Source organism: Pseudomonas iranensis, assembly GCF_014268585.2.
In the GTDB taxonomy this organism is placed as follows: Bacteria; Pseudomonadota; Gammaproteobacteria; order Pseudomonadales; family Pseudomonadaceae; genus Aquipseudomonas; species Aquipseudomonas iranensis.
Map to the genome: position 1 here is coordinate 2,652,157 of NZ_CP077092.1, position 19,745 is coordinate 2,671,901.

Below are 19,745 nucleotides of genomic sequence, written 5' to 3' on the forward strand. Positions count from 1 at the left end.
TCGCCGATCAAGCGCAACCCTTCTAAATCAAGGGCTGGCATCGAAGCAGGCACAATGCTTTCGTGCAGCCTGCAAGAAATCCGCGCAGCAGACATTGCATATAACAAGCCCGGCAAAAGCCGGGCTGTGGTGATACTTGAGACGGGCCTGCGTCGTTGCTTACCGGCTGGCCTGGGAAGGTGAGCCGCGACCGATATGCTTGGGCCCCGCCAACGCCCAGGCGATCAGGCCGAACAGCGGCACGAACACGATCAGCACGATCCACACGCCTTTATTGCTCGATTTCCCCTCGCTTTTGCGCACCCGGTTGATGGCCCAAAGCTCGATCAGCACGAGAATGACCGCCAATACGATCCACACGGTTTCGATTTGCATAGGCTTAACTCCTGATGGTCTGTGCGTTAGGCGGCGAGAGGTGCGTTGGGTTCATTCTTTTTGCCTGGGACGAGCGGACGCGGTGATACCCGGTTGCAAAATAAATGTCTGGTCGCCGCTGCGCCCTATATCCTCTGCGCCACACGTTTGGGCTGGAACAGGGACAGGGCAATGGCATTCAGGGTGATGGTCGTCGGTGGTTACGGCAATTTCGGCAGCATCGTTTGTCGGCATCTGGCGCAGATGCCAGAGATTGAACTGCTGCTGTCGGGCCGCGATGCGCGCAAGTTGCAGTGCAGGGTCGATGAGCTGCAAGCGCAGTCGGGCCGAGCTTGCGAAGGCTGGTGCGGTAATGCGATGGGCGCGGATTTTCAATCGGTGTTGCGAGAGTTGAATATTCAATTGGTCGTGCACACCGGCGGGCCGTTTCAGGGGCAATCCTACGCAGTTGCTGAAAGCTGCATCGATGCCGGGGTCAATTACTGCGATCTGGCTGACTGCCGCACCTTCGTCAACGGCATCGATGTCCTCGACGCCCGCGCCAGGGAGGCGGGTGTGGCCGTGCTCAGCGGTTGCAGTTCGGTGCCGACCTTGTCTTCGGCAATCATTGACCAGCAGCGCTCGCGTTTTGCGCGAATCGATTCGATCGAGCATGGCATTTCTTCCTCGGCAAAAATGCCGGGGCTGTCCACGGTCGAAGGCGTGCTCGCTTACGCAGGCAAACCGATCAAACAGTTGAAGAACGGCCAGGCTCACGAAGTACTGGGCTGGCTCGATCTGACCCTGCGCAGCATGCCGCAACTGGGCAAGCGGGTGCTGGCCAATGTCGATGTGCCGGACATGGATATTTTCGCGCGCCGCTATGGCGCACAGACGCTGCGCTTCAAGGCTGGCGCCGGCCTGAAGCTCGGCGGCGTCGCCAATGCCTTGCTGGCGCAAGCCTTGCGCTTCGGTCTGCTGCGCGATCATGCGCGCTGGGCGGCGCGCCTGCATCGACTGGGAACGTGGTTCGAACGCTTCGGTGATGGCAAAAGCGCGATGTACATCGATGTTCAAGGCATTGGAGTTGACGACCAGCCGCTGAGCATGACCGCGCAACTCACCGCACTGAATGACAAAGGCCCGGAAATCCCCAGCTGCGCCGCCGTCGCTCTCGCGAGCAAAATGGCTCGGGGTTATGTACCGCAGGCCGGCGCGCGGCCGTGTGTTGGCGAAATCAGCGTCGATGAATATCTGGCGGCGATCAACGATCCCGCCAATTTGAGCCTGTCGGTTCAGTTCGCCGAAGGGCAGCGTTGAGATGCTCTATCTCTGCCTGAAGTACCTGCACGTCATTGCGGCGATTTTCCTCTTTGGTTTCGGCATGGGCTCCTACCTCTACCTGATCGCCGCCAGCCGCAGCGGCAACCCGCAAGTGATCGCCCATGTCGCACGAATGGTGGTGCGCTTTGATACGTGGATCACCACGCCGGCAGGGATTGTGCAGGTCATCACTGGCTATCTGCTGATGCGGATCTCGGGGCTTTCGATGAGCACCGAATGGCTGCTGACTTCGCTGATCATTTTCTTCTGTGTCGGCGCGTTGTGGCTGCCGGTGCTGGTATTGCAAAAGCGTTTGCAGAGCATGGCGCTGGACGCGGGCGAAGGTAGCCTGCCTTCGGATGATCGCTACGCGAGCACGTACCGCTGGTGGTTCTGGATGGGCGTCGCCGGGTTCGCCGGGATGTTTGTCATCGTGCTGATGATGGTGACGAAGATGACGCCGCTGCAACTGATCGGGTCAGCCGTGGGCTTTTAGAAAACGGCTTTCGTGATCCGCAGTCGGCAGCAGGCAAGTGTCGTACTTGCCGAACAGCCGATAGCGGTTCAGCGCGATGCGATCGTAAGCCCAGTCGCGCAGACGACGCGGGAAGATCCGCAGCAGTTTCAGCGGCTGCCAGCGCATTGGCAGTTGCCCGACCACTTCAAGAAATGCATCTGATCGTTCCCAATAATTGCGGTCGCGGATCACCGCCATGGTGTCGAACTCGTCCAGCGGCAAACCGGCCCACGCCAGCAAGGCCTGACCCTCGGGCGATTGCACGGTCGCCAGCCGCACGCGGCGCTGACGGTCATAGCGAATCAGAAACCGCGCCCAGCCGTTGCACAGTTTGCACACGCCGTCGAACAGCACCACGGTTTCACCGGGCTTGAGCATTGGCGCGGAGGTGGGGCGGGTTTTCATGGCAGGCATCGGCGGATGTCCTTGGCGGCGGTTGTCGCGATCATAACCTTGATCACCGGACTATAAGAGTGGATCGCGGCGGTATTGCCCCGGCGATATTCCGTGCACGCGGCGGAATGCAGCGCCAAACGCCGCGTCGGACAGATAGCCCAGTGACGCGGCGACAGTGGCCACATTGTCCCGACCATTGCGCAAGCGGAACGCGGCCACGCGCATCCGCCAGCGCGTGGCGTACTCGACCGGCGCTACACCCATGCAAGTTTTGAATAACACCGCGAAACCCGATCGCGACATGCAGGCAATCTCGGCCATTTGCGTCAGTCGCCAGGCCTTTTCCGGAGCAGCGTGAATGGCGCGCAACACGCCGGCAATCGCCGGTTCCCGCAGTCCGCCCAGCCACGCCAGTTGTTCGGCATCCGCGCTGTTGATGTGATGGCGCAGCGCATGGATGAAGATCAGCCGCAGCAGGTCGTTGCACATCGCCTGCGAGCCAGGCTGATGCGACGGCCACTCGCGGCCCAGTTCATCAAGCAGCCAACCGAACGACGAGGCGCCTGCGGTTTCGGCACGAATGATCAGCGAGGTCGGCAGCACGTCGAGCAGTTCAGTTGCGCCGGGTCCCGACAGCGACACGCTGCCGCCCAGCAACTCGACTTCCTCGCCGACGCCAAAGGTCGCCGAGGCTTCGTCATGGGCGAAAACCTCCGCTGCATTCACCGCCTCGACGTCGGCGCCGCTGGCCAGAATGAACGGCGTGCGCGACACCACAAAACAGTCGCCGGCCTGCAACAGGCGCGCCGGCATGCCTTGCATGCGCAGCCAGCATTCGCCTCGTCGCACCACGTTGAATTTCAGTTCGATGGGTTGGAAACGCAGCGCCCAGACACCGCCCGCTTGCAAGCGAACCGAGCAGGCTGCGCGCAGTTCCGAGAGTGCCAATACGGCAGAGAGTGGATCGCCAGCAGGATTTTGGATGATCACGACAGAAACCTGGATTTATCAGACTGTTTCGTCCCGAGAGCTTAGCCAAGAATGAAGGCCTTCGATAGCTCACTCAGGATTAAGGCTCATGGCCACGCTTCAACAACCTGTGCAATCACCGTTCAACGCCGCCAGCACAGCGGCTGAAGTCATGGCCGGCATCGATCTGCGCGGGCAGCTCGCTGTGGTCACCGGCGGCTATTCCGGCCTCGGTCTGCTGACGGTAAAAAGCCTGGCGGCGGCAGGGGCGCAAATTATCGTGCCGGCCAGAGATACCGCGCGAGCTGAGGCTGCATTGGCTGGAGTGGACGGTGTCCGCGTGATGCCCATGGACCTCATGCAGGCCGAGTCGGTGGCGGCGTTCAGCCACAGCGTGGTCAGCGCGGGTCAGCCAGTGTCATTGCTGATCAACTGCGCCGGAATCATGGCCGCGCCGTTGCTGCGCGATGTCGATGGCCATGAAAGCCAGTTCGCGACCAACCATCTCGGTCATTACCGCCTGACCTGCGGCCTCTGGCCGGCGCTGGTCAAAGCTGGGCAGGCGCGGGTGCTGTCGGTGTCATCGCGCGGGCATCAGATTGCCGGGGTGGACTTTGATGACATCGATTTCTCGCAGCGGCCGTATGACAAATGGGTCGCCTATGGCCAGTCGAAAACGGCCAATGCCTTGTTCGCGATTGCACTGGATCAGCGTGGGCGTAGCCATGGCGTCCGCGCATTCTCGTTGCATCCCGGGCAGATTCTGACGGATCTGGCACGGCACCTCAGCACAGCGGAACTTGCCGCATTCGATGCGCTGGATGAGCAGGGCCGGCCACGGCTGGATGCGCACAATGGACTGAAAACTGTCGAGCAAGGCGCGGCGACGGGGTTGTGGTGTGCGACCAGTGCATTGCTTGCGGATTTGGGTGGCGTGTATTGCGAAGACTGCAATGTTGCGCCGGTCAATGAACCGGAAGCAGGCCGCAAGGGTGTTGCGAAATGGGCGGCGGATGCTGAGCTGGCTGAGCGACTTTGGGCGGTTTCGGAGCTACGGACGGGGCTCACGGTCGCATAAATCGAGTCAATGGCCAAAAGCCCCTCACCCTAACCCTCTCCCGGAGGGAGAGGGGACTGACCGAGGTGTTCAGTAGAAATTCGCCGACCTGAAATACCGGGTCGAACTCAGTTCTAGAACAGCACCCAAATCGGCTCCCTCTCCCTCGGGAGAGGGCTGGGCGGGCGGCGTTCCGATGAGGGGCTGCCGCGCCGCCGGAATCAAGTCGCCCCCAAAAAGTGCTCGTCACGCCCGTGCACCGCGTTCGCGCTTCACCCCAAGACAAAACATCTTTCGATAATCCGAAGGCGACGTCCCCAAGTGCGCCGCAAACTGCTGCCGCAACGACAGCGGCGTGCCAAACCCGGCTTCCCCGGCAATGCATTCAACCGGCAAATCCGTGGTTTCCAGTAACGCCTGCGCTTTGATCACACGCTCGGCGTTAAGCCATTTGAATACTGTCGTACCGGTGGTTTCTTTGAAGCGCCGGGTAAAAGTGCGGCGACTCATTCGGGCTTTCTCCGCCAAAAGGTCCAGCGACAGATTTTCACCCAGATGCATGCGCGCCCAATCCAGAACTTCAGCCAGATGCGTTTCGCTCGACAGCTGTGGCACCGGGTGCTCGACGTATTGCGCCTGGCCGCCTTGCCGGTGCGGTGGCGTGACCAGCATTTTCGCCGTGTGATTGGCCACGTCAGCCCCGAACCGCTGGCGCACCAGATGCAGACAACAGTCGATGGCCGCTACGGTGCCCGCTGAGGTCATCAGATTGTCGTCGGTGACATACAACACCTCGGGGCGAAAGCGAACCCTGGGAAAGCGTTGGGCAAACTCGTCGCGCGCCGCCCAGTGCGTCGTGGCTTCCTTGCCATCAAGCAACCCGGCATCGCCCAGCACAAACGCGCCCAGGCATAAACCGACGATCAATTTGCCTTCGGCGTGGACATTCTGCAGCGCCTGTACAAGCGCTGCCGAAGCAGTGATCGATTGATCACCCCATGCCGGAATGATGATGACGTCGGACGCCGCCATCAATTCCAGGCCATGAGCGACCGCCAGGCCGATGCCTTGGTCACTGGCGACCATGCCGGGTACTTCCGCGCAGTAATTGATCTGGTAACGAGGCTCAGTCGACGCTGGATTCGCCGTCGCCAGGACGATGCCCGGCACCGACAGGTGGAACAGGCTGACGCCGTCGAACGCCAGAACAGCAACGCGAATGGGGGACATAAAATAAATCTCGGTTGCACACTATCGGGTTGGCCCGATTATATCGATATATGTCTTTCAGGCCACTGTTGGCTGCGCCAGGCTTCAGCAAAAATGGACCCATTCATAAATAACAGGATGATTCCGATGACACTCAAGACTCTACCGTTTGCCCTGAGCATTGCTTGCGCCGCTGCTACCGCACCAGCCTTCGCAGAGACAGAAACGCGGGCAAACCCTGAAGCTGCACACAAGCTGAATCTGCAGCAAGTGCGTAATGCCACGGTGAAGATCACCTACGGCGACACGACCTTTCTGATCGATCCGATGCTGGCGAAAAAGGGCGCGTACCCAGGGTTCGAAAATACCTACCGCAGCAACCTGCGTAACCCGCTGGTCGACCTGACTGAGTCCCCGGAGCAGGTGATTGCGGGCGTTGATGCCGTTATCGTAACGCATACGCACCTGGACCACTGGGATGACGCGGCACAGAAAGCGCTGCCCAAAGACATCCCTCTGTTCGCCCAGCATGAAGAAGATGCGCAACTGATCCGCTCGCAAGGCTTCAAGAACGTGCGCGTGCTGACGAATGAGGCTGAGTTCGGCGGCGTGAAGATCAGCAAAACCGGCGGCCAGCACGGCACTGACGAAATGTATGCCGTGCCGGCCCTCGCCAAACCGCTGGGCGAAGCCATGGGCGTGGTGTTCCAGGCGCCCGGCTACAAAACACTCTATCTGGCCGGCGATACCATCTGGCGCCCGGAAGTCGACCAGGCCATCGAGAAATTCCAGCCTGAGGTGATTGTGCTCAACGCCGGCAAAGCGAAAATGAGCGGTTACGAAGGCTCGATCATCATGGGCGAGGAAGATGTACTGCGAGCGACGCAGGTAGCGAAAGACGCAAAAATCGTCGCCGTGCACATGGACGCGATCAACCACATGTCGCTGACCCGCGCTGAGCTGCGCAGCTACCTGCAAAAGCACGGCATCGAGAACCGCGTGGACATCCCGGCGGACGGTGCTGCGTTGCAGTTCTGATTGATTCAGGCCTGCCTGGGCGTGTCGCCGACGCGCCCAGGCTCAAGAGGCTGACTGGCATATCACTCGCCCAGCTTCGCCCAGAACTCCTCGGCCGAAGGGCTGATCGGTGCCGTCGGGCGAGTCAGGTGGATTTCCAGGGGAATATCCCAACTTTCATCCAGTGCCCTGACCAGACGCCCGTCAGCCATTTCCTGTTCGGTCAGGCTTTTCGGCAGCCAGGCCACGCCTTTGCTTTCCAGCGCCATCGACATCAGCACTGCGGCCAAGTGGCTGCTGAACAGCGGTTTCAGGTGCAGATAATCAGCCTTGCCATGCAGTCTGTGGGCGACGATTCGGCCCAGGCCGGATTCGTGGGTGTAGGCCAGATAGGGCAGGGTTTCAGGCGACGTGCCGAACTGGGCTGAAGCACTCGCCAGCGGTACAAGTACATCCTCGCCAACCTTCTTGCCAATGAACTGATCCGGCGCCAGTAATGGCGGAACGTCGGGGTGGCGGTGGCACAGCAGGAACTGCACTTGGCCATGAATCAGCATCTGTTCGCACACGGCCATGCTGTCGTAATGCAGGCGAACCGCATCGATCGGCGCGCCACTTTCGGCGCTGCGCAACCAGCGTGGGAAGAAGGTGAATGACAGCGAGTGAGTGGCAGCAAACTGCAAGGTTTTCGCCGCCATGCCAGCCACTTCCTGGGCCTCGGAGCGCATGCGGTAAAAGCGTCTGGCCGCTTCCTGGGCGCTGGGCAGAATCTGCCTGCCGGCCTCGGTCAACGTTGCACCTTGCGGGGTGCGCACGAACAATTCGACACCCATCCAGTTCTCCAGCGAGCGCACTCGGCGACTGAACGCCGGCTGCGTCACATGGCGCGCTTCAGCGGCCCGGACAAAGCTGCCGTACTCGGCCAGTGCTGAAAAATCCTCAAGCCAAACCAGTTCCAAGGGCAATGCCTCCTGTGCATAGGGCGCGGCATTAATAGCATTGGGCGGGTGTCGTCGCAACGCATAACGTTGGGTCACCACAACAAGAGGAACCCGTCATGCGTATCGTCGATATCCGTGAAAAAACCGTCTCCATTGCTTCCCCGATCGCCAATGCCTATATCGATTTTTCGAAGATGACCTGCTCGGTCGTCGCGGTCATTACCGACGTGATTCGCGACGGCAAACCGGTCATCGGTTACGGCTTCAACTCCAATGGTCGCTACGGCCAGGGCGCGTTGATGCGCGATCGCTTTCTGGCGCGGATCACTGAAGCCGACCCGGAAACCCTGATTGATCACGAGAACAATAACCTCGATCCGTTCGCCATCTGGAAAACCCTGATGACCAACGAAAAACCGGGCGGGCATGGCGAGCGTTCAGTAGCGGTCGGCACCATCGATATGGCGGTGTGGGACGCGGTGGCGAAGATCGAAGGCAAGCCACTGTATCGCCTGCTTGCCGATCGTTATCGCAACGGTGTGGCCGATGACAAAGTCTGGGTGTATGCGGCCGGTGGTTATTACTACCCGGGCAAGGACCAGAGCAAGCTCAAGGCGGAAATGCAGAGCTACCTGGATCGTGGCTACGACGTAGTCAAGATGAAGATTGGCGCGGTGCCGCTGGATGAAGATATCCGCCGCATCGAAGCGGTGCTCGAAGTGGTTGGCGACGGCCAGCGCCTGGCGGTCGACGCCAACGGCCGCTTCGATCTGCAGACCGGTATCGCCTACGCCGAAGCGATCAAGAAGTACAACCTGTTCTGGTACGAAGAAGTCGGCGACCCGCTGGATTATGCGCTCCAGGCCGAGCTGGCCAATCACTACGAACTGCCGATGGCCACCGGCGAAAACCTGTTCTCTCACCAGGATGCCCGCAACCTGTTGCGCCACGGCGGCATGCGCCCGGACCGCGACTACCTGCAATTCGACTGCGCGCTGTCCTACGGTCTTGTCGAGTACATGCGCACCCTGAAAGTGATGGAAGAGCTGGGTTGGTCTTCGCGTCGCGTGGTGCCACATGGCGGTCACCAGATGTCGCTGAACATCGCTGCCGGTCTGCACCTGGGCGGCAACGAATCGTACCCGGACGTGTTCCAGCCGTTCGGCGGTTTTGCCGATGGCATCCGCGTGGAAAACGGCTACGTCGGGCTGCCAGATATTCCGGGTGTCGGCTTCGAAGCCAAATCTGCGCTGTATGCCGTCATGCGCGAACTGGGCGAGGGCTGATTCGGTTTCACCTGCGGCCTCGTTCGCCGAGGCCGCACTTTCAGGCGTCATCCTCGACGCCAAAGCCACATGCCCACCACAACAATAAAATGAGGTGCTTCCGTGGAAACTTCAAAATCACGCTGGTACAGCCAGCTCTATGTGCAAGTGCTGATCGGCATCGTCATCGGCGCTGCCATCGGTTACTTCGTGCCCGACATCGGCGCCAAGCTACAGCCGTTTGCCGACGGTTTCATCAAGCTGATCAAGATGCTCCTGGCGCCGATTATTTTCGGCACCGTCGTAGTCGGTATCGCCAAGATGGGCAGCATCAAAGAGGTCGGACGGATCGGTGTGAAAGCGCTGATCTACTTCGAGATTCTTTCCACCATCGCACTGGTGGTCGGCCTTATCGTAGTCAACGTGGTCAAGCCCGGCGCCGGCATGAACATCAACGCCGGCACCCTCGATGGCAGCGCTGTCAACAAATACAGCCAGGCGGCGAGCGAGCAGGGCGGCCTCGTCGAATTCTTCCTCAATATCATTCCGCACACCTTCCTCGGCGCTTTCTCCAATGGCGTCATGCTGCAAGTGATTCTGTTGTCGGTGCTGATGGGCGTCGCCTTGGTGCAGATGGGCGAAACCAGCAAACCGCTGATCAACACCATCGATCTGTTCCTGCAAGGTCTGTTCAAAATCGTCGCGATGGTCATGCGTCTGGCGCCGTTGGGCGCGGGGGCTGGCATGGCGTTCACTATCGGTAAATACGGCATCGGCACTCTGCTGTCGCTGGGGCAGTTGCTGGTCGCGCTGTACATCACCACGCTGATTTTCATCGTCGTTGTTTTGGGTGCGGTGGCGCGATGGTCGGGCATGCCGTTGATGCAGTTTCTGCGTTATTTCAAAGATGAAATCCTGATCACGCTCGGCACCTGCTCGACCGAGGCGGTGCTGCCGCGAATGATGGTCAAACTGGAAAAACTCGGCTGCAAGAAATCCGTGGTCGGCATGGTCCTGCCGACGGGCTACACCTTCAACGCGGACGGCACCTGCATCTACCTGACGATGGCGGCGATCTTCATCGCCCAGGCGACCAACACACCGCTGACCTTCATGGACCAGATGATCCTGCTCGGCGTGTTCCTGCTGACCTCCAAGGGCTCGGCCGGCGTGGCGGGAGCAGGGTTCGTGACCCTGGCGGCCACGCTCACCACCATTCACTCGATACCTCTGGTGGGCCTGGTGTTGCTGTTGGGCATCGACCGCTTCCTCAACGAGGCGCGAGCGGTGACCAACCTGATCGGCAACGGCATCGGCACCATTGCCATTGCCAAGTGGGACAACTCCTTCGATGTCGAAGCGTGCGAGCGGGAAATCGCCGCCATGAAACACGCCAAGGCTGCACGCAAGGCGCTGCTGGCGCACAAGTAAACCAAGCGTGGCGATTAGCACCTCTGTTGGCGATCCGGATCGCTGACAGAGATGCTGATCGACACCGCACGGGCTGCCTGGGTTGACACTCCTTTCGTACTCATGAAACATATAGTGCACTATACAATAGCGAACTATTAAATGAGCTCGAACCGAAATCACGTGGGAACGCAGCTGTCGTTTGCACTCTACGCCGCTGCCAACCGTGTCGTGCGTTTGCACAAGCCGTATCTGGAACCACTGGGCTTAACCTTTCCGCAGTATCTGGTGATCCTGCAGCTTCTGTATGGCGCGCCATTGTCTGTGGGCGAACTCGGCACTTACCTGGCCATGGACGCGGGAACCATCACGCCGCTACTCAAACGTCTGGAAGGCGCCGGATTGGTCACGCGCAAGCGCGATCCGGCAGACGAGCGCCGCGTGCTGATCGACCTGACGCCCGAAAGCCGGGCCATGGAAGACGACATCAGAGCCATCACCGGCAAGATCAAGACGGCCTGCCAGCTTGATGAGCAGGGGATTGAGGCGCTTCGTCTGACGCTGGATGCGCTTGCCCATCCGGCGGCTGACTGAGCCCACCAGTCCAAAAGCGCGCTCAACCGGGCGATAACACACGTAACAGAGAGGGTTTTGAAATGAACATCGGAATTATCGGCGCCGGCCACATCGGCGCAACACTGGCGCGCAAGCTGGCTGCGTGCGGTCATAAGATCAAACTGGCCAACTCGAAAGACCCGCAAAGCATTCAGGCACTCGCTGAAGAAGTCGGTGCCAAGGCTGTCACCAAAGAGCAGGCTGTGTCCGATGTCGATGTGATCATCCTGTCGATTCCCTTCGCCCGATACCCTGATTTGAAGCAGACGCTGAGCCAGGTTCCCGAGCAAGTCGTGGTCATCGATACCTCCAATTACTATCCGCAGCGTGACGGGGCGATCAAGGAAGTGGACGAGGGCAAACCTGAAAGCGTCTGGGTCAGCGAGCAGATCGGCCGCCCGCTGATCAAAGCGTGGAATGCCGTACTCGCCGCTACGCTGGCCGATCAAGGTCAATCTGCCGAATCCGCAACTCGCATCGCCTTGCCAGTCGCCGGCGATGATGTGCGTGCCGAGGCGATCGCGCAGGATCTGGTCGAAGAAACCGGATTCACCGCGCTCGCTGCGGGCAGCCTTCAGGAGTCATGGCGTCAACAACCCGGGACCCCGGCTTACTGCACCGAACTGACCTTGCCGGAACTGAAGCAGGCGCTCGAAGCTGCGGACAAGGCCCGCGCGCCGCTGAACCGCGATGCCTTGATGGCCCGATTCATGGCCCCCGACACTGAATTCACCCGCGAGCAGATGGTTGCGATCAATCGGGAAATGACCGCTTGATTAGAAATGAGCGGCTTGGCGTTCATGCGATGGCGATAGCGTGGTCATCTCACACCCCCACAACTGCAAAAACGGCTCGCTGACAGTGGCCGGCCCAACCCATCGGCTGACCAGTTCGCACTTGCCATCCATGCATAACTGGTAATCGCCGGCCTGCGGGGTTCGGCCCAATTGCAGTGGTTGCAGCGGCGGCAAGGGGCGTCGGAAATGCCAACTGCCGTTCTCCAGCCGGGCATCGTCGGGTATCTCCATGCCTGCGCCGTTGCCGCGAACCCTGGCCTGCTCAAGAACCAGCCCTTGGGCCGTGACGCGGTAGTCTTCCTCCCAACGGATCTTTTCGATGCTGTGGTTCCAGGCCAGGGTGAAATTCGCTACCGGCAACTGTGCCCAGATACTGCCGGCCAGACCCAGGCACAAGCCGATCATGCATTGGCCGCTGCTGCGCGCCGCGAGCGCCAGACGTGTTGCACGATTACCAGAATCCCGAATGCGAAGCCGATTTCATCGGTCACTGGCAGTGCCACGATCAGCAGGGCGCCCGCACCAAGACTCAGCAAACGTTCCCAAAGCAGCATTTTCTGTTGCAGAAAACCGGTAGACGCCATGCCCCACAGACCAACCGCCAGAAGAGTCTTGATCAGCATGTAGGCAGTCGCCCACAGGTTGTCGCCTTGCAGCATCAGCGCCGGGTTGTAGACCGCCATGAACGGGATGACGAAACCGGCCAGCGCAATGCGCACCGCCCACAGGCTGATCTTGAAGCCGCTTTCCTTGGCGATCGGTGCGGCGGCAAAACAGGCGAGGGCGACCGGCGGGGTCAGGTCGGCGAGGATGCCAAAGTAGAACACGAACATGTGCGACACGATCAGTGGCACGCCCAGCTCCAGCAGGGCGGGCGCGGCGATCGAGCTGGTGATGATGTAGTTGGGAATGGTCGGAATGCCCATCCCCAGCACCAGGCAAGTGATCATCGTCAGGATCAGCGACAGCAGCAGGTTGTCGCGGCCGATGGCGAGAATGTAGCCAGCGAACGTCGAAGCGACGCCGGTGAGCGAAACGATGCCGATGATGACGCCGACCAGTGCGCAGGCGATGCCTACCGGTACCGCGTGGCGGGCGCCCTCGACCAGCGCGTGCAGGCAGATCAGCAGCGTGTCGCGACCACCCTTGATGAAAGCGCAGACCAGCACCAGGACGGCAATGACTGCAAAAATCACCGCGATGCCAAGCTGGAAAAAACCTGTGCAGAGCACGCCGAGTGCAATCCAGAACGCACAACGCAGGCCAAAGCTGTGCACCCGGAAAATGATCGCTGAGCCGAGAATCACGATGGCGGTCAATGCCAGGCCGACCATGCCCGAGAACAGCGGTGTGCGTCCGGAAAACAGCAGGTACACCAGAACCAGCAGAGGAATCAGCAAATACCAGCGGGCTTTAACCGCGCCCCAAGCGCTGGGGCATTGGTCTTTGGGCAGGCCCTTGAGGTTGGAGCGCTTGGCTTCCAGATGGACCATCCAGAATACTGAACCGAAATACAGCAGGGCCGGAATCAGCGCCGCCTTGGCGATTTCGACGAAGGGCACATTGATGGTTTCAGCCATGATGAAGGCGACCGCGCCCATCACCGGAGGCATGATCTGGCTGCCCATGCTGGAGGTGGCTTCCACGCCGCCGGCGAACGCGGCGCGATAGCCAAAGCGCTTCATCAGCGGGATGGTGAATTGGCCGGTGGTCACGACGTTGGCAATCCCGGAGCCGGTAATTGTCCCCATCAAGGCCGACGAGGCCACGGCCACTTTCGCCGGGCCTCCCAGCTTGTGCCCGAACAAGCCCATGGCGAAGTCGGTAAACAGCTTGATCATGCCGGCCTGCTCAAGGAATGCGCCAAACAGGATGAACAGGAAAATGTAGGTCGCCGATACGTAGGTCGGCGTGCCGTACAGCCCTTCGGTGCCGAACGACAGTTGATTGATGATCTGGTCGAAACCGTAGCCGCGATGGGCCAGTTCGCCGGGCAAGTATTCCCCGAACAGGCCGTACGCCAGGAACAGCCCGCAAATCACCGGCAGCGCAATGCCCATCACGCGTCGCGCGGCTTCGAAAACCAGGGCGATCAACACGATGCCGATCATCAGGTCGGCCGAGGTGAGGTCACCGGAACGCTGGATCAGATCGGCCTCGAACACCCATTGATACAGCGCGGTAGCGATGGCGGCCAGGCTCAGCAGCCACGCCAGCGGTTGCCATGGACGGTCTGTGCCGCGTGCGGGGTAACTGAGAAACACCACCCACAGCAGGAAGCCGACGTGCACCGCACGCAGCACCTGGCTGGAGAGGGGGGAAAAGGCTGCGGTGACGATCTGGAAAATCGAGAACAGCAACGCTACGTAAAACAGGGTTTTCGGCCAGTCTCGCGGGTTCGCGGAAATACCGTGATGCTCGTCACTCATTGGCTGCCTTCCTCATGACCACGCAAAGGAATTGACGCTGCAGTGGCCGTCACGCCACTGCGCACAAGCGCTTATAAAGCGCCTTTTTCCTTGTAGTAGCGCTCGGCGCCGGGGTGCAGCGCGATCGGCAGGTTTTTCGCAGCCGCTTCCAGCTTGATGTCCTTGGCCGCCGAATGGGAGTTACCCAAGCGCCCCAGGTTGTCGAACAGCAGGCGGGTCATGTCATAGACGACGTCATCCGGCAGGTCGGCGCGGGTCACCAGAATATTGGTGATTGCCACGGTGGGCACGGCTTCGGCCTGTCCGTCGTAGGTGTTGGCCGGGATCATTGCGCTCTGATACGCCGGATTGCCGATTTTTGTCACCACCTCGCTCGGGACGGCGACGTAGTTCAGCGGCATCACCGACGACAGGTCACGAATGGCGGCCATGCCCAGTCCCGACGACTGCAGGGTGGCATCCAGTTGCCGGTTCTTGATCAATTCCACCGATTCGGCAAACGGCAGATATTGCACCTTGCCCATGTCCTCGTAGGTCAGGCCGGCCGCCTTGAATATCGCCCGCGCATTCAATTCGGTGCCGGATTTAGGGGCGCCGACCGAGATGGTCTTGCCCTTGAGATCGGCGAGGGTTTTGATCCCCGACTCTTTGCTGGCGACGATTTGAATGTAATTGGGATAGGCGCCGCCCAAGGCGCGCAATTTGGTCAGTGGCGCTTTGAAACCGGCGTCCTCCACGCCGTTTTTGGCGTCGGCCACTGAGTCGCCCAAAGCCAGGGCCAATTCGCCGCGACCGGCCTGTAGCAGGTTGAGGTTTTCTACCGACGCTTTGGTGGCCTGCACCGATGTCTTCGAGCCGGCAATACCGTCGCTGTAGATTTGCGACAGACCGACCCCGATCGGGTAGTAAACCCCACTGGTTCCGCCGGTGAGGATATTGATGAACACGGGCGCGGCCTGCGCAGCACTGCTAAGGGTCAGCGTGGCGGCGGCCAGCAGGGCAAAGCGTGTTTTGACTCGCATGGGGGCACTTCTCCGTCTTGTTATGGTTTTAAGCAGAGTGATTGCACTCTAGCCGGTCCCGGCTGAACGTGATCGTCACGACGTCAGTTCATCCCCAGCCAGTTCGGCAGCACCAGTGAGATCCATGGCACGTAAGTAATCAGGATCAGGAACAACAGCAAAATCGACAACCAGGGCATCGCGGCTTTGACTGTGGCGGGCAAGGACATGCCGGTCACCGCCGAGGTCACGAACAGGTTCAGGCCCACCGGTGGCGTGATCAGGCCGATCTCAAGGTTGACCACCATGATGATGCCGAGGTGAATCGGATCGATGCCCAGTTTCATCGCGATAGGAAAAAGGATGGGCGCCAGGATCAGGATGATCGCTGACGGTTCCATGAACGCGCCGGCAATCAACAGCACAATGTTGACCACCAGCAGGAACGTCACCGGCGTCAGGCCGGCGTCGATCACCCAGGCAGTGATTTGTTGAGGTAACTGTTCGGTGGTCAGCACGTGGGCGAACAGCATGGCGTTGGCAATGATGAACATCAGCATGATGCTCAGCTTGGCCGAGTCGAGCAGAACCTTAGGGGTCTCGCGAAAGGTCAGATCCTTGTAAACGAACAAAGCGATGAAGGCCGAATAGACGGCTGCCACTGCGGCAGCTTCGGTCGGGGTGAACATGCCCGAATAGATGCCGCCGAGGATGATCACCATCAGCAACAGGCCCCATATTGCCTTGCGTGCCGTACTCAGAAACTCGCGAAGCGTCGCACGCGGCAAGGCGGGCAGATTTTTCTTCACCGCGACGATGTAGATCGCCACCATCAATGCCGTGCCCAGCAGCAGGCCAGGCACCACGCCGGCCATGAACAGCTTGCCCACGGAGGTTTCTGTAGCGGCGGCGTAAACCACCATCACAATCGACGGCGGGATCAGGATGCCCAGCGTACCGGCGTTGCAGATGATCCCTGCGCCGAACGCCTGCGGGTAGCCGGAACGGACCATCCCGGCAATCGCAATCGAGCCCACCGCAGCGACCGTGGCGGGACTTGAACCGGAGAGGGCGGCAAACAGCATGCAGGCCAGCACCGCCGCGATGGCCAGGCCGCCGCGAATATGCCCGACACAGGCGTTGGCGAAGTCGATCAGCCGGCGGGCGACGCCGCCGGTGGTCATGAAGGCCCCGGCCAGCAGGAAAAACGGAATGGCCAGCAGCGTGTAGTGTTCCGAGGTCTCGAACAGTTTGATCGCCAGCGAGCGCACCGAGTCGGGACTGAAGAAAATGATCGTCAGGGAGCCGGCCAGCCCCAGCGAGATGGCGATCGGCACGCCGATGAACATCAAGGCGAACAGGGCCACGAACAGGAAGGCGATGGTCATGGCTTGTCATCCTCGTGTTCGGCAAGTTTCAGCGCGTCGGCCGCTTCATCGGCCAGGCCGAGGCCGGTCTGACGGTTAAGCAGGATGCGCAGGAGAATTTCAGCGAAGCGGATGAACACCAGCGCGAAGCCCAGCGGCACGATCAACCCGATATGCCACTGCATCACGCCGAAATGGCCGAGATCCTCGGCACCGATACCGGCGTTCATCAAGGTTTCGATCCATTCGAAGCTGGCGACGGCAAGCAGCCCCGCGTAGGCCAGACAGCACAGGCAGGCGAGGATGCCGATGTAACGCTGTACCGATCTGCGCGCCAGTTTGACCAGTGCGTCGACACCGATATGCCCGGCGGTGCGCACGCCATAGGCCAGGCCGAAAAAAATCAGCCAGCCAAACAGCGCTTTGGTCAGGGCGGTGCTCCAGGTCATGGCCTGCGCCATGCCCATGATCTGATCGCCAACGGCGAACAGCGGGACACTCGCTGCCGGCCAATGATCGGCGAGCCAGTAAAACAGACTGTAGAAGTTATTGAGGATCACGTAGACAAACGTGACGAGGGTCATGGCCGCCAGAAGGAAGACGATGAAGCCTTCCTCGAAGTGTTCCCAGATTCGCCGAAGCGCTTTCATGGATGGCATCTCACGTCGAGTGAAGACGGGCAGGCGCCGACGCAGCGGCGCCTGCCTTGCGATTATTGCGCCTGGTTTGCGGCTTCGGCGGCAGAGATCAGCTCAGCGCCGATTTCGCCTTCGAACTTCTTCCACACCGGTTTCATCGCGTCGCGCCATTGCGCACGTTCTTCTGGCGTAAGCGTGATGATTTCCGTGGTTTTGGCGGCAAGGATGCGCTGCTTGTCACCCTCGTTCAGTTGCTGGGCTTCCTTGTTCACGTGGGTGGTGACTTCCACGACGATCTTGTCCAGTTCGCTGCGCACGTCGGGTGGCAGGCCGTTCCAGAACTTGGTGTTGGTGATCAGCATGTAGTCCAGTACACCGTGGTTGGATTCAGTGATGTATTTCTGCACTTCATGCATCTTCTGGCTGTAGATGTTCGAGTAAGGATTCTCTGCGCCGTTGACCACACCGGTCTGCAGGCCTTGATATACCTCGGCAAAACTCATCTTGCGCGGATTGGCGCGCACCGCCTTGAATTGCTCTTCCAGCACCGCCGAGGCCTGCACCCGGAACTTCAAGCCGCGCGCATCAGCGGGTACACGCAGTGGCTTGTTGGCCGACAGTTGTTTCATGCCGTTGTGCCAATAAGCCAGGCCGGTGATGTTTTTGCTTTCCATGGATTTGAGCAGGCCCTGACCCTGCGGGCTCAGTTGAAAGCGGTCGACAGCGTTGATGTCATTGAAGAGGAAGGGCAGGTCGAACAACTGCACGGTCTTGGTGTACTGCTCGAACTTGGCCAGCGACGGCGCAATCATCTGCACATCGCCGAGCAACAGCGCTTCCATTTCCTTGCCGTCACCAAAGAGCGAGGAGTTGGGATACACCTCGACCTTGACCTTGCCCGGCAAGCGTTCCTCGACCAGTTTCTTGAACAGCAACGCACCTTGCCCCTTGGGCGTCTGGTCAGCGACCACATGCGAGAACTTTATGATCACCGGGTCTGCCGCCATGGCCGGGTTCATGCTGCTTACCGCCAAAGCGCAGGCAAGTGCGCTGAACAGAGATCTGAGCATCTGGGTGATTCCTCTTGTTTTTATTGTGATGACCGCTCGACGCGCTGAACGCGTTAAAGTGCCGAGACATGTTCAAGTCTAGGCAGAAATATCTGATTTGCCGGGGAATTGACCAGAAAACCGCAAAACAGTGGCGAGTGAACTGAGTACGTGGTTCCGTCAGGGCCGTGAACGGTATGGGGATTACCCGGCAATGAGTGATGTTTGAATTTCAAGTGCCCGCTGCTGAAGGTGAACCGGGCAGATAGGCCTCGGGTTGGCGGCGCGGGATTGTCATATCGCCAGGTCCTCGTCCCAACACACGGCCTTTGATTCGTGCCATTGCACGTCGGTGACGCCGAATCGCTCGGCCATCGGTTTCGAGAAGCGCTTCAATGGAGGCCGGCCTGGCTTGGGAATTGGCGTCAAGCCGGCATCACAACTCGCCCACTGCCAGGCTTCTGCGTTGTTCATCAATTTGGCGCGGATAATGAAGGATTTGGGCACACCGTGAAGTCGGTACTTGATCATGTACAAATCTGTCTGGCTCATGAGGCTCTCCTGTTACTCATGAAAGAGGGATGTTCCTCGCGCCAGGAAATTCACAGTTTTTTCTAACATCTCGACATGCGTCCGCACCGGTTGAAAAATTACTTATACAAGCATGCGCTTGCGGTATAACAACGCTCCTTATGTGATTGCGAAAGTTTGATCAGCGTAACTAAGCGAAACGGCAAAATATATCGACGCTTGTCCGGTGTGATGGCGTTTGAATGTCATTTGATATTGACGAGGAACATCGCTGCGTTTAACTAGCGCGTAATCTGTAGATCGCTGCCGATACTGTAAAATTGGTACGTTGGTGCAGTTAACCAGTGGAATATTTTAGTTAGCAAGCTTCGCAAGCGAGGCGATAAACGAACAATTTCCTGTACAGATTCAGCGAAGCTCATGTAATGGTTAATGACCCGATTGTGCCTTGACAGGAAGAAGGGCCATGGAAAACGACGAGCTGCGCCACACTTGTACAAAGTGCAATAAGCTGTACAAAACCTCGCCGCAAGCGGAGCGTTATAAGGCAAGTGCCGGACATGCCGGGCTTTGTGAAAAATGTCTCAAAAACGAGCAGGAGCGGGTGATCAGTCAGCGCCTGGCCTTGTGTGCCGCGAAGATGTTGGAAATTGATCGTCAGTTCAAGCCATCAGCGAAACGCTGATGTTCGCTTCAGCTTTCAAACGAGGCGGATGGTAAAAAGCCAGCGATTAGCGCTGCGCTTGTATAACAGCAGCGAATTGATTGGGCCGTTGGTCAGGTCCCCGTCAATAAGATTAATACCATCGTAAACAGCAGGATCTTATTAAGCAGGCAAGCTGTTAAACGAATGGCTGGGT

At 59.4% G+C, this 19,745-nt stretch carries 21 protein-coding genes; 9 read left to right on the forward strand and 12 right to left on the reverse strand.

The genetic code is table 11. From position 1 onward, the window contains the following. Positions 1–159: 159 nt before the first annotated feature. Positions 160–375 carry a PLD nuclease N-terminal domain-containing protein gene (locus HU724_RS11945; RefSeq protein WP_016774306.1) on the reverse strand — a complete coding sequence of 72 codons (216 nt, stop codon included), beginning with the start codon at positions 373–375 and terminating at the stop codon, positions 160–162. A gap of 171 nt (positions 376–546) precedes the next feature. Here HU724_RS11945 and HU724_RS11950 point away from each other — a divergent pair, with 171 nt between their 5' ends. After that, a complete protein-coding gene (locus tag HU724_RS11950; RefSeq protein WP_186568953.1) occupies positions 547–1,674 on the forward strand; it encodes a saccharopine dehydrogenase family protein in 1,128 nt (375 codons plus the stop codon). 1 nt (position 1,675) lies between these two features. Then, entirely contained in the window at positions 1,676–2,173 is a 498-nt protein-coding gene (locus HU724_RS11955; protein WP_186568954.1) for a DUF2269 family protein, read from the forward strand. On the opposite strand, the gene HU724_RS11960 is transcribed toward HU724_RS11955, so the two are convergent. Then, positions 2,156–2,608, reverse strand: coding sequence for a thiol-disulfide oxidoreductase DCC family protein (locus HU724_RS11960; protein ID WP_186568955.1), 453 nt, complete (start codon positions 2,606–2,608; stop codon positions 2,156–2,158). The genes HU724_RS11955 and HU724_RS11960 overlap by 18 nt on opposite strands. A gap of 51 nt (positions 2,609–2,659) precedes the next feature. Then, complete coding sequence (locus tag HU724_RS11965) at positions 2,660–3,580, reverse strand: AraC family transcriptional regulator (protein ID WP_225927679.1); 921 nt, start codon at positions 3,578–3,580, stop codon at positions 2,660–2,662. 88 nt (positions 3,581–3,668) lie between these two features. Between HU724_RS11965 and HU724_RS11970 the strand changes: the two genes are divergently transcribed. Beyond that, positions 3,669–4,637 carry an oxidoreductase gene (locus HU724_RS11970; RefSeq protein WP_186568956.1) on the forward strand — a complete coding sequence of 323 codons (969 nt, stop codon included), beginning with the start codon at positions 3,669–3,671 and terminating at the stop codon, positions 4,635–4,637. Between the two features lie 225 nt (positions 4,638–4,862). On the opposite strand, the gene HU724_RS11975 is transcribed toward HU724_RS11970, so the two are convergent. Further along, positions 4,863–5,846: a GlxA family transcriptional regulator gene (locus HU724_RS11975; RefSeq protein WP_186568957.1), complete on the reverse strand. Its 984-nt coding sequence runs from the start codon at positions 5,844–5,846 to the stop codon at positions 4,863–4,865. 126 nt (positions 5,847–5,972) lie between these two features. Here HU724_RS11975 and HU724_RS11980 point away from each other — a divergent pair, with 126 nt between their 5' ends. Then, a complete protein-coding gene (locus tag HU724_RS11980; RefSeq protein WP_186568958.1) occupies positions 5,973–6,863 on the forward strand; it encodes an MBL fold metallo-hydrolase in 891 nt (296 codons plus the stop codon). Between the two features lie 62 nt (positions 6,864–6,925). Here the strand turns inward: HU724_RS11980 and HU724_RS11985 are convergent, their stop codons facing one another. Beyond that, entirely contained in the window at positions 6,926–7,801 is an 876-nt protein-coding gene (locus HU724_RS11985) for a LysR family transcriptional regulator (protein WP_186568959.1), read from the reverse strand. Between the two features lie 98 nt (positions 7,802–7,899). On the opposite strand from HU724_RS11985, the gene HU724_RS11990 reads away from it, so the two are divergent. The 4 genes from HU724_RS11990 (at position 7,900) to HU724_RS12005 (ending at position 11,849) form a co-directional block, all read left to right on the forward strand. Next, positions 7,900–9,069, forward strand: coding sequence for a mandelate racemase/muconate lactonizing enzyme family protein (locus HU724_RS11990; protein ID WP_024012582.1), 1,170 nt, complete (start codon positions 7,900–7,902; stop codon positions 9,067–9,069). A gap of 102 nt (positions 9,070–9,171) precedes the next feature. Continuing rightward, entirely contained in the window at positions 9,172–10,479 is a 1,308-nt protein-coding gene (gene dctA / locus HU724_RS11995) for a C4-dicarboxylate transporter DctA (RefSeq protein ID WP_016774313.1), read from the forward strand. A gap of 141 nt (positions 10,480–10,620) precedes the next feature. Then, positions 10,621–11,052 (forward strand): MarR family winged helix-turn-helix transcriptional regulator, encoded by a 432-nt coding sequence (locus HU724_RS12000; RefSeq protein WP_186568960.1) that lies wholly within the window; start codon positions 10,621–10,623, stop codon positions 11,050–11,052. A gap of 62 nt (positions 11,053–11,114) precedes the next feature. Next, complete coding sequence (locus HU724_RS12005; protein ID WP_186568961.1) at positions 11,115–11,849, forward strand: NADPH-dependent F420 reductase; 735 nt, start codon at positions 11,115–11,117, stop codon at positions 11,847–11,849. On the opposite strand, the gene HU724_RS12010 is transcribed toward HU724_RS12005, so the two are convergent. The 7 genes from HU724_RS12010 to HU724_RS12040 all read right to left on the reverse strand — a co-directional run bounded on the left by HU724_RS12010 (position 11,850) and on the right by HU724_RS12040 (position 18,906). Then, the gene (locus tag HU724_RS12010; protein ID WP_186568962.1) at positions 11,850–12,275 is read right to left on the reverse strand and encodes a DUF1850 domain-containing protein; all 426 of its coding nucleotides are present in this window, start codon (positions 12,273–12,275) and stop codon (positions 11,850–11,852) included. It abuts the gene before it with no gap. Further along, positions 12,272–14,299 carry a TRAP transporter permease gene (locus HU724_RS12015; RefSeq protein WP_186568963.1) on the reverse strand — a complete coding sequence of 676 codons (2,028 nt, stop codon included), beginning with the start codon at positions 14,297–14,299 and terminating at the stop codon, positions 12,272–12,274. The genes HU724_RS12010 and HU724_RS12015 overlap by 4 nt, the downstream gene beginning before the upstream one ends. Before the next feature lie 71 nt (positions 14,300–14,370). Further along, positions 14,371–15,321, reverse strand: a complete 951-nt coding sequence (locus tag HU724_RS12020) for a TAXI family TRAP transporter solute-binding subunit (protein WP_186568964.1) — start codon at positions 15,319–15,321, stop codon at positions 14,371–14,373. 83 nt (positions 15,322–15,404) lie between these two features. Beyond that, the gene (gene dctM / locus HU724_RS12025) at positions 15,405–16,688 is read right to left on the reverse strand and encodes a C4-dicarboxylate TRAP transporter large permease protein DctM (protein ID WP_016774319.1); all 1,284 of its coding nucleotides are present in this window, start codon (positions 16,686–16,688) and stop codon (positions 15,405–15,407) included. Next, a complete protein-coding gene (locus tag HU724_RS12030; protein ID WP_024012587.1) occupies positions 16,685–17,317 on the reverse strand; it encodes a TRAP transporter small permease in 633 nt (210 codons plus the stop codon). Before HU724_RS12030 ends, dctM begins: the two co-directional genes overlap by 4 nt. Before the next feature lie 62 nt (positions 17,318–17,379). Next, positions 17,380–18,375 (reverse strand): C4-dicarboxylate TRAP substrate-binding protein DctP, encoded by a 996-nt coding sequence (dctP, locus tag HU724_RS12035; RefSeq protein WP_122506975.1) that lies wholly within the window; start codon positions 18,373–18,375, stop codon positions 17,380–17,382. Between the two features lie 273 nt (positions 18,376–18,648). Continuing rightward, positions 18,649–18,906, reverse strand: coding sequence for a DUF6555 family protein (locus HU724_RS12040; RefSeq protein WP_039758965.1), 258 nt, complete (start codon positions 18,904–18,906; stop codon positions 18,649–18,651). 445 nt (positions 18,907–19,351) lie between these two features. Between HU724_RS12040 and HU724_RS12045 the strand changes: the two genes are divergently transcribed. Further along, positions 19,352–19,570: a hypothetical protein gene (locus HU724_RS12045; protein ID WP_186568965.1), complete on the forward strand. Its 219-nt coding sequence runs from the start codon at positions 19,352–19,354 to the stop codon at positions 19,568–19,570. Positions 19,571–19,745 lie beyond the last annotated feature (175 nt).

Coding starts and splice junctions, on each gene's coding strand:
- HU724_RS12045 (WP_186568965.1), top strand. CDS start 19,352: ATGGAAAACGACGAGCTGCGCCACACTTGTACAAAGTGCAATAAGCTG.
- HU724_RS12010 (WP_186568962.1), bottom strand. CDS start 12,275: ATGATCGGCTTGTGCCTGGGTCTGGCCGGCAGTATCTGGGCACAGTTG.
- HU724_RS11990 (WP_024012582.1), top strand. CDS start 7,900: ATGCGTATCGTCGATATCCGTGAAAAAACCGTCTCCATTGCTTCCCCG.
- HU724_RS11945 (WP_016774306.1), bottom strand. CDS start 375: ATGCAAATCGAAACCGTGTGGATCGTATTGGCGGTCATTCTCGTGCTG.
- dctM (WP_016774319.1), bottom strand. CDS start 16,688: ATGACCATCGCCTTCCTGTTCGTGGCCCTGTTCGCCTTGATGTTCATC.
- HU724_RS12005 (WP_186568961.1), top strand. CDS start 11,115: ATGAACATCGGAATTATCGGCGCCGGCCACATCGGCGCAACACTGGCG.
- HU724_RS11970 (WP_186568956.1), top strand. CDS start 3,669: ATGGCCACGCTTCAACAACCTGTGCAATCACCGTTCAACGCCGCCAGC.
- HU724_RS12020 (WP_186568964.1), bottom strand. CDS start 15,321: ATGCGAGTCAAAACACGCTTTGCCCTGCTGGCCGCCGCCACGCTGACC.
- HU724_RS12040 (WP_039758965.1), bottom strand. CDS start 18,906: ATGAGCCAGACAGATTTGTACATGATCAAGTACCGACTTCACGGTGTG.
- HU724_RS11975 (WP_186568957.1), bottom strand. CDS start 5,846: ATGTCCCCCATTCGCGTTGCTGTTCTGGCGTTCGACGGCGTCAGCCTG.
- HU724_RS11955 (WP_186568954.1), top strand. CDS start 1,676: ATGCTCTATCTCTGCCTGAAGTACCTGCACGTCATTGCGGCGATTTTC.
- HU724_RS11980 (WP_186568958.1), top strand. CDS start 5,973: ATGACACTCAAGACTCTACCGTTTGCCCTGAGCATTGCTTGCGCCGCT.
- HU724_RS12015 (WP_186568963.1), bottom strand. CDS start 14,299: ATGAGTGACGAGCATCACGGTATTTCCGCGAACCCGCGAGACTGGCCG.
- dctP (WP_122506975.1), bottom strand. CDS start 18,375: ATGCTCAGATCTCTGTTCAGCGCACTTGCCTGCGCTTTGGCGGTAAGC.
- HU724_RS11960 (WP_186568955.1), bottom strand. CDS start 2,608: ATGCCTGCCATGAAAACCCGCCCCACCTCCGCGCCAATGCTCAAGCCC.
- HU724_RS11950 (WP_186568953.1), top strand. CDS start 547: ATGGCATTCAGGGTGATGGTCGTCGGTGGTTACGGCAATTTCGGCAGC.
- HU724_RS12030 (WP_024012587.1), bottom strand. CDS start 17,317: ATGAAAGCGCTTCGGCGAATCTGGGAACACTTCGAGGAAGGCTTCATC.
- HU724_RS12000 (WP_186568960.1), top strand. CDS start 10,621: ATGAGCTCGAACCGAAATCACGTGGGAACGCAGCTGTCGTTTGCACTC.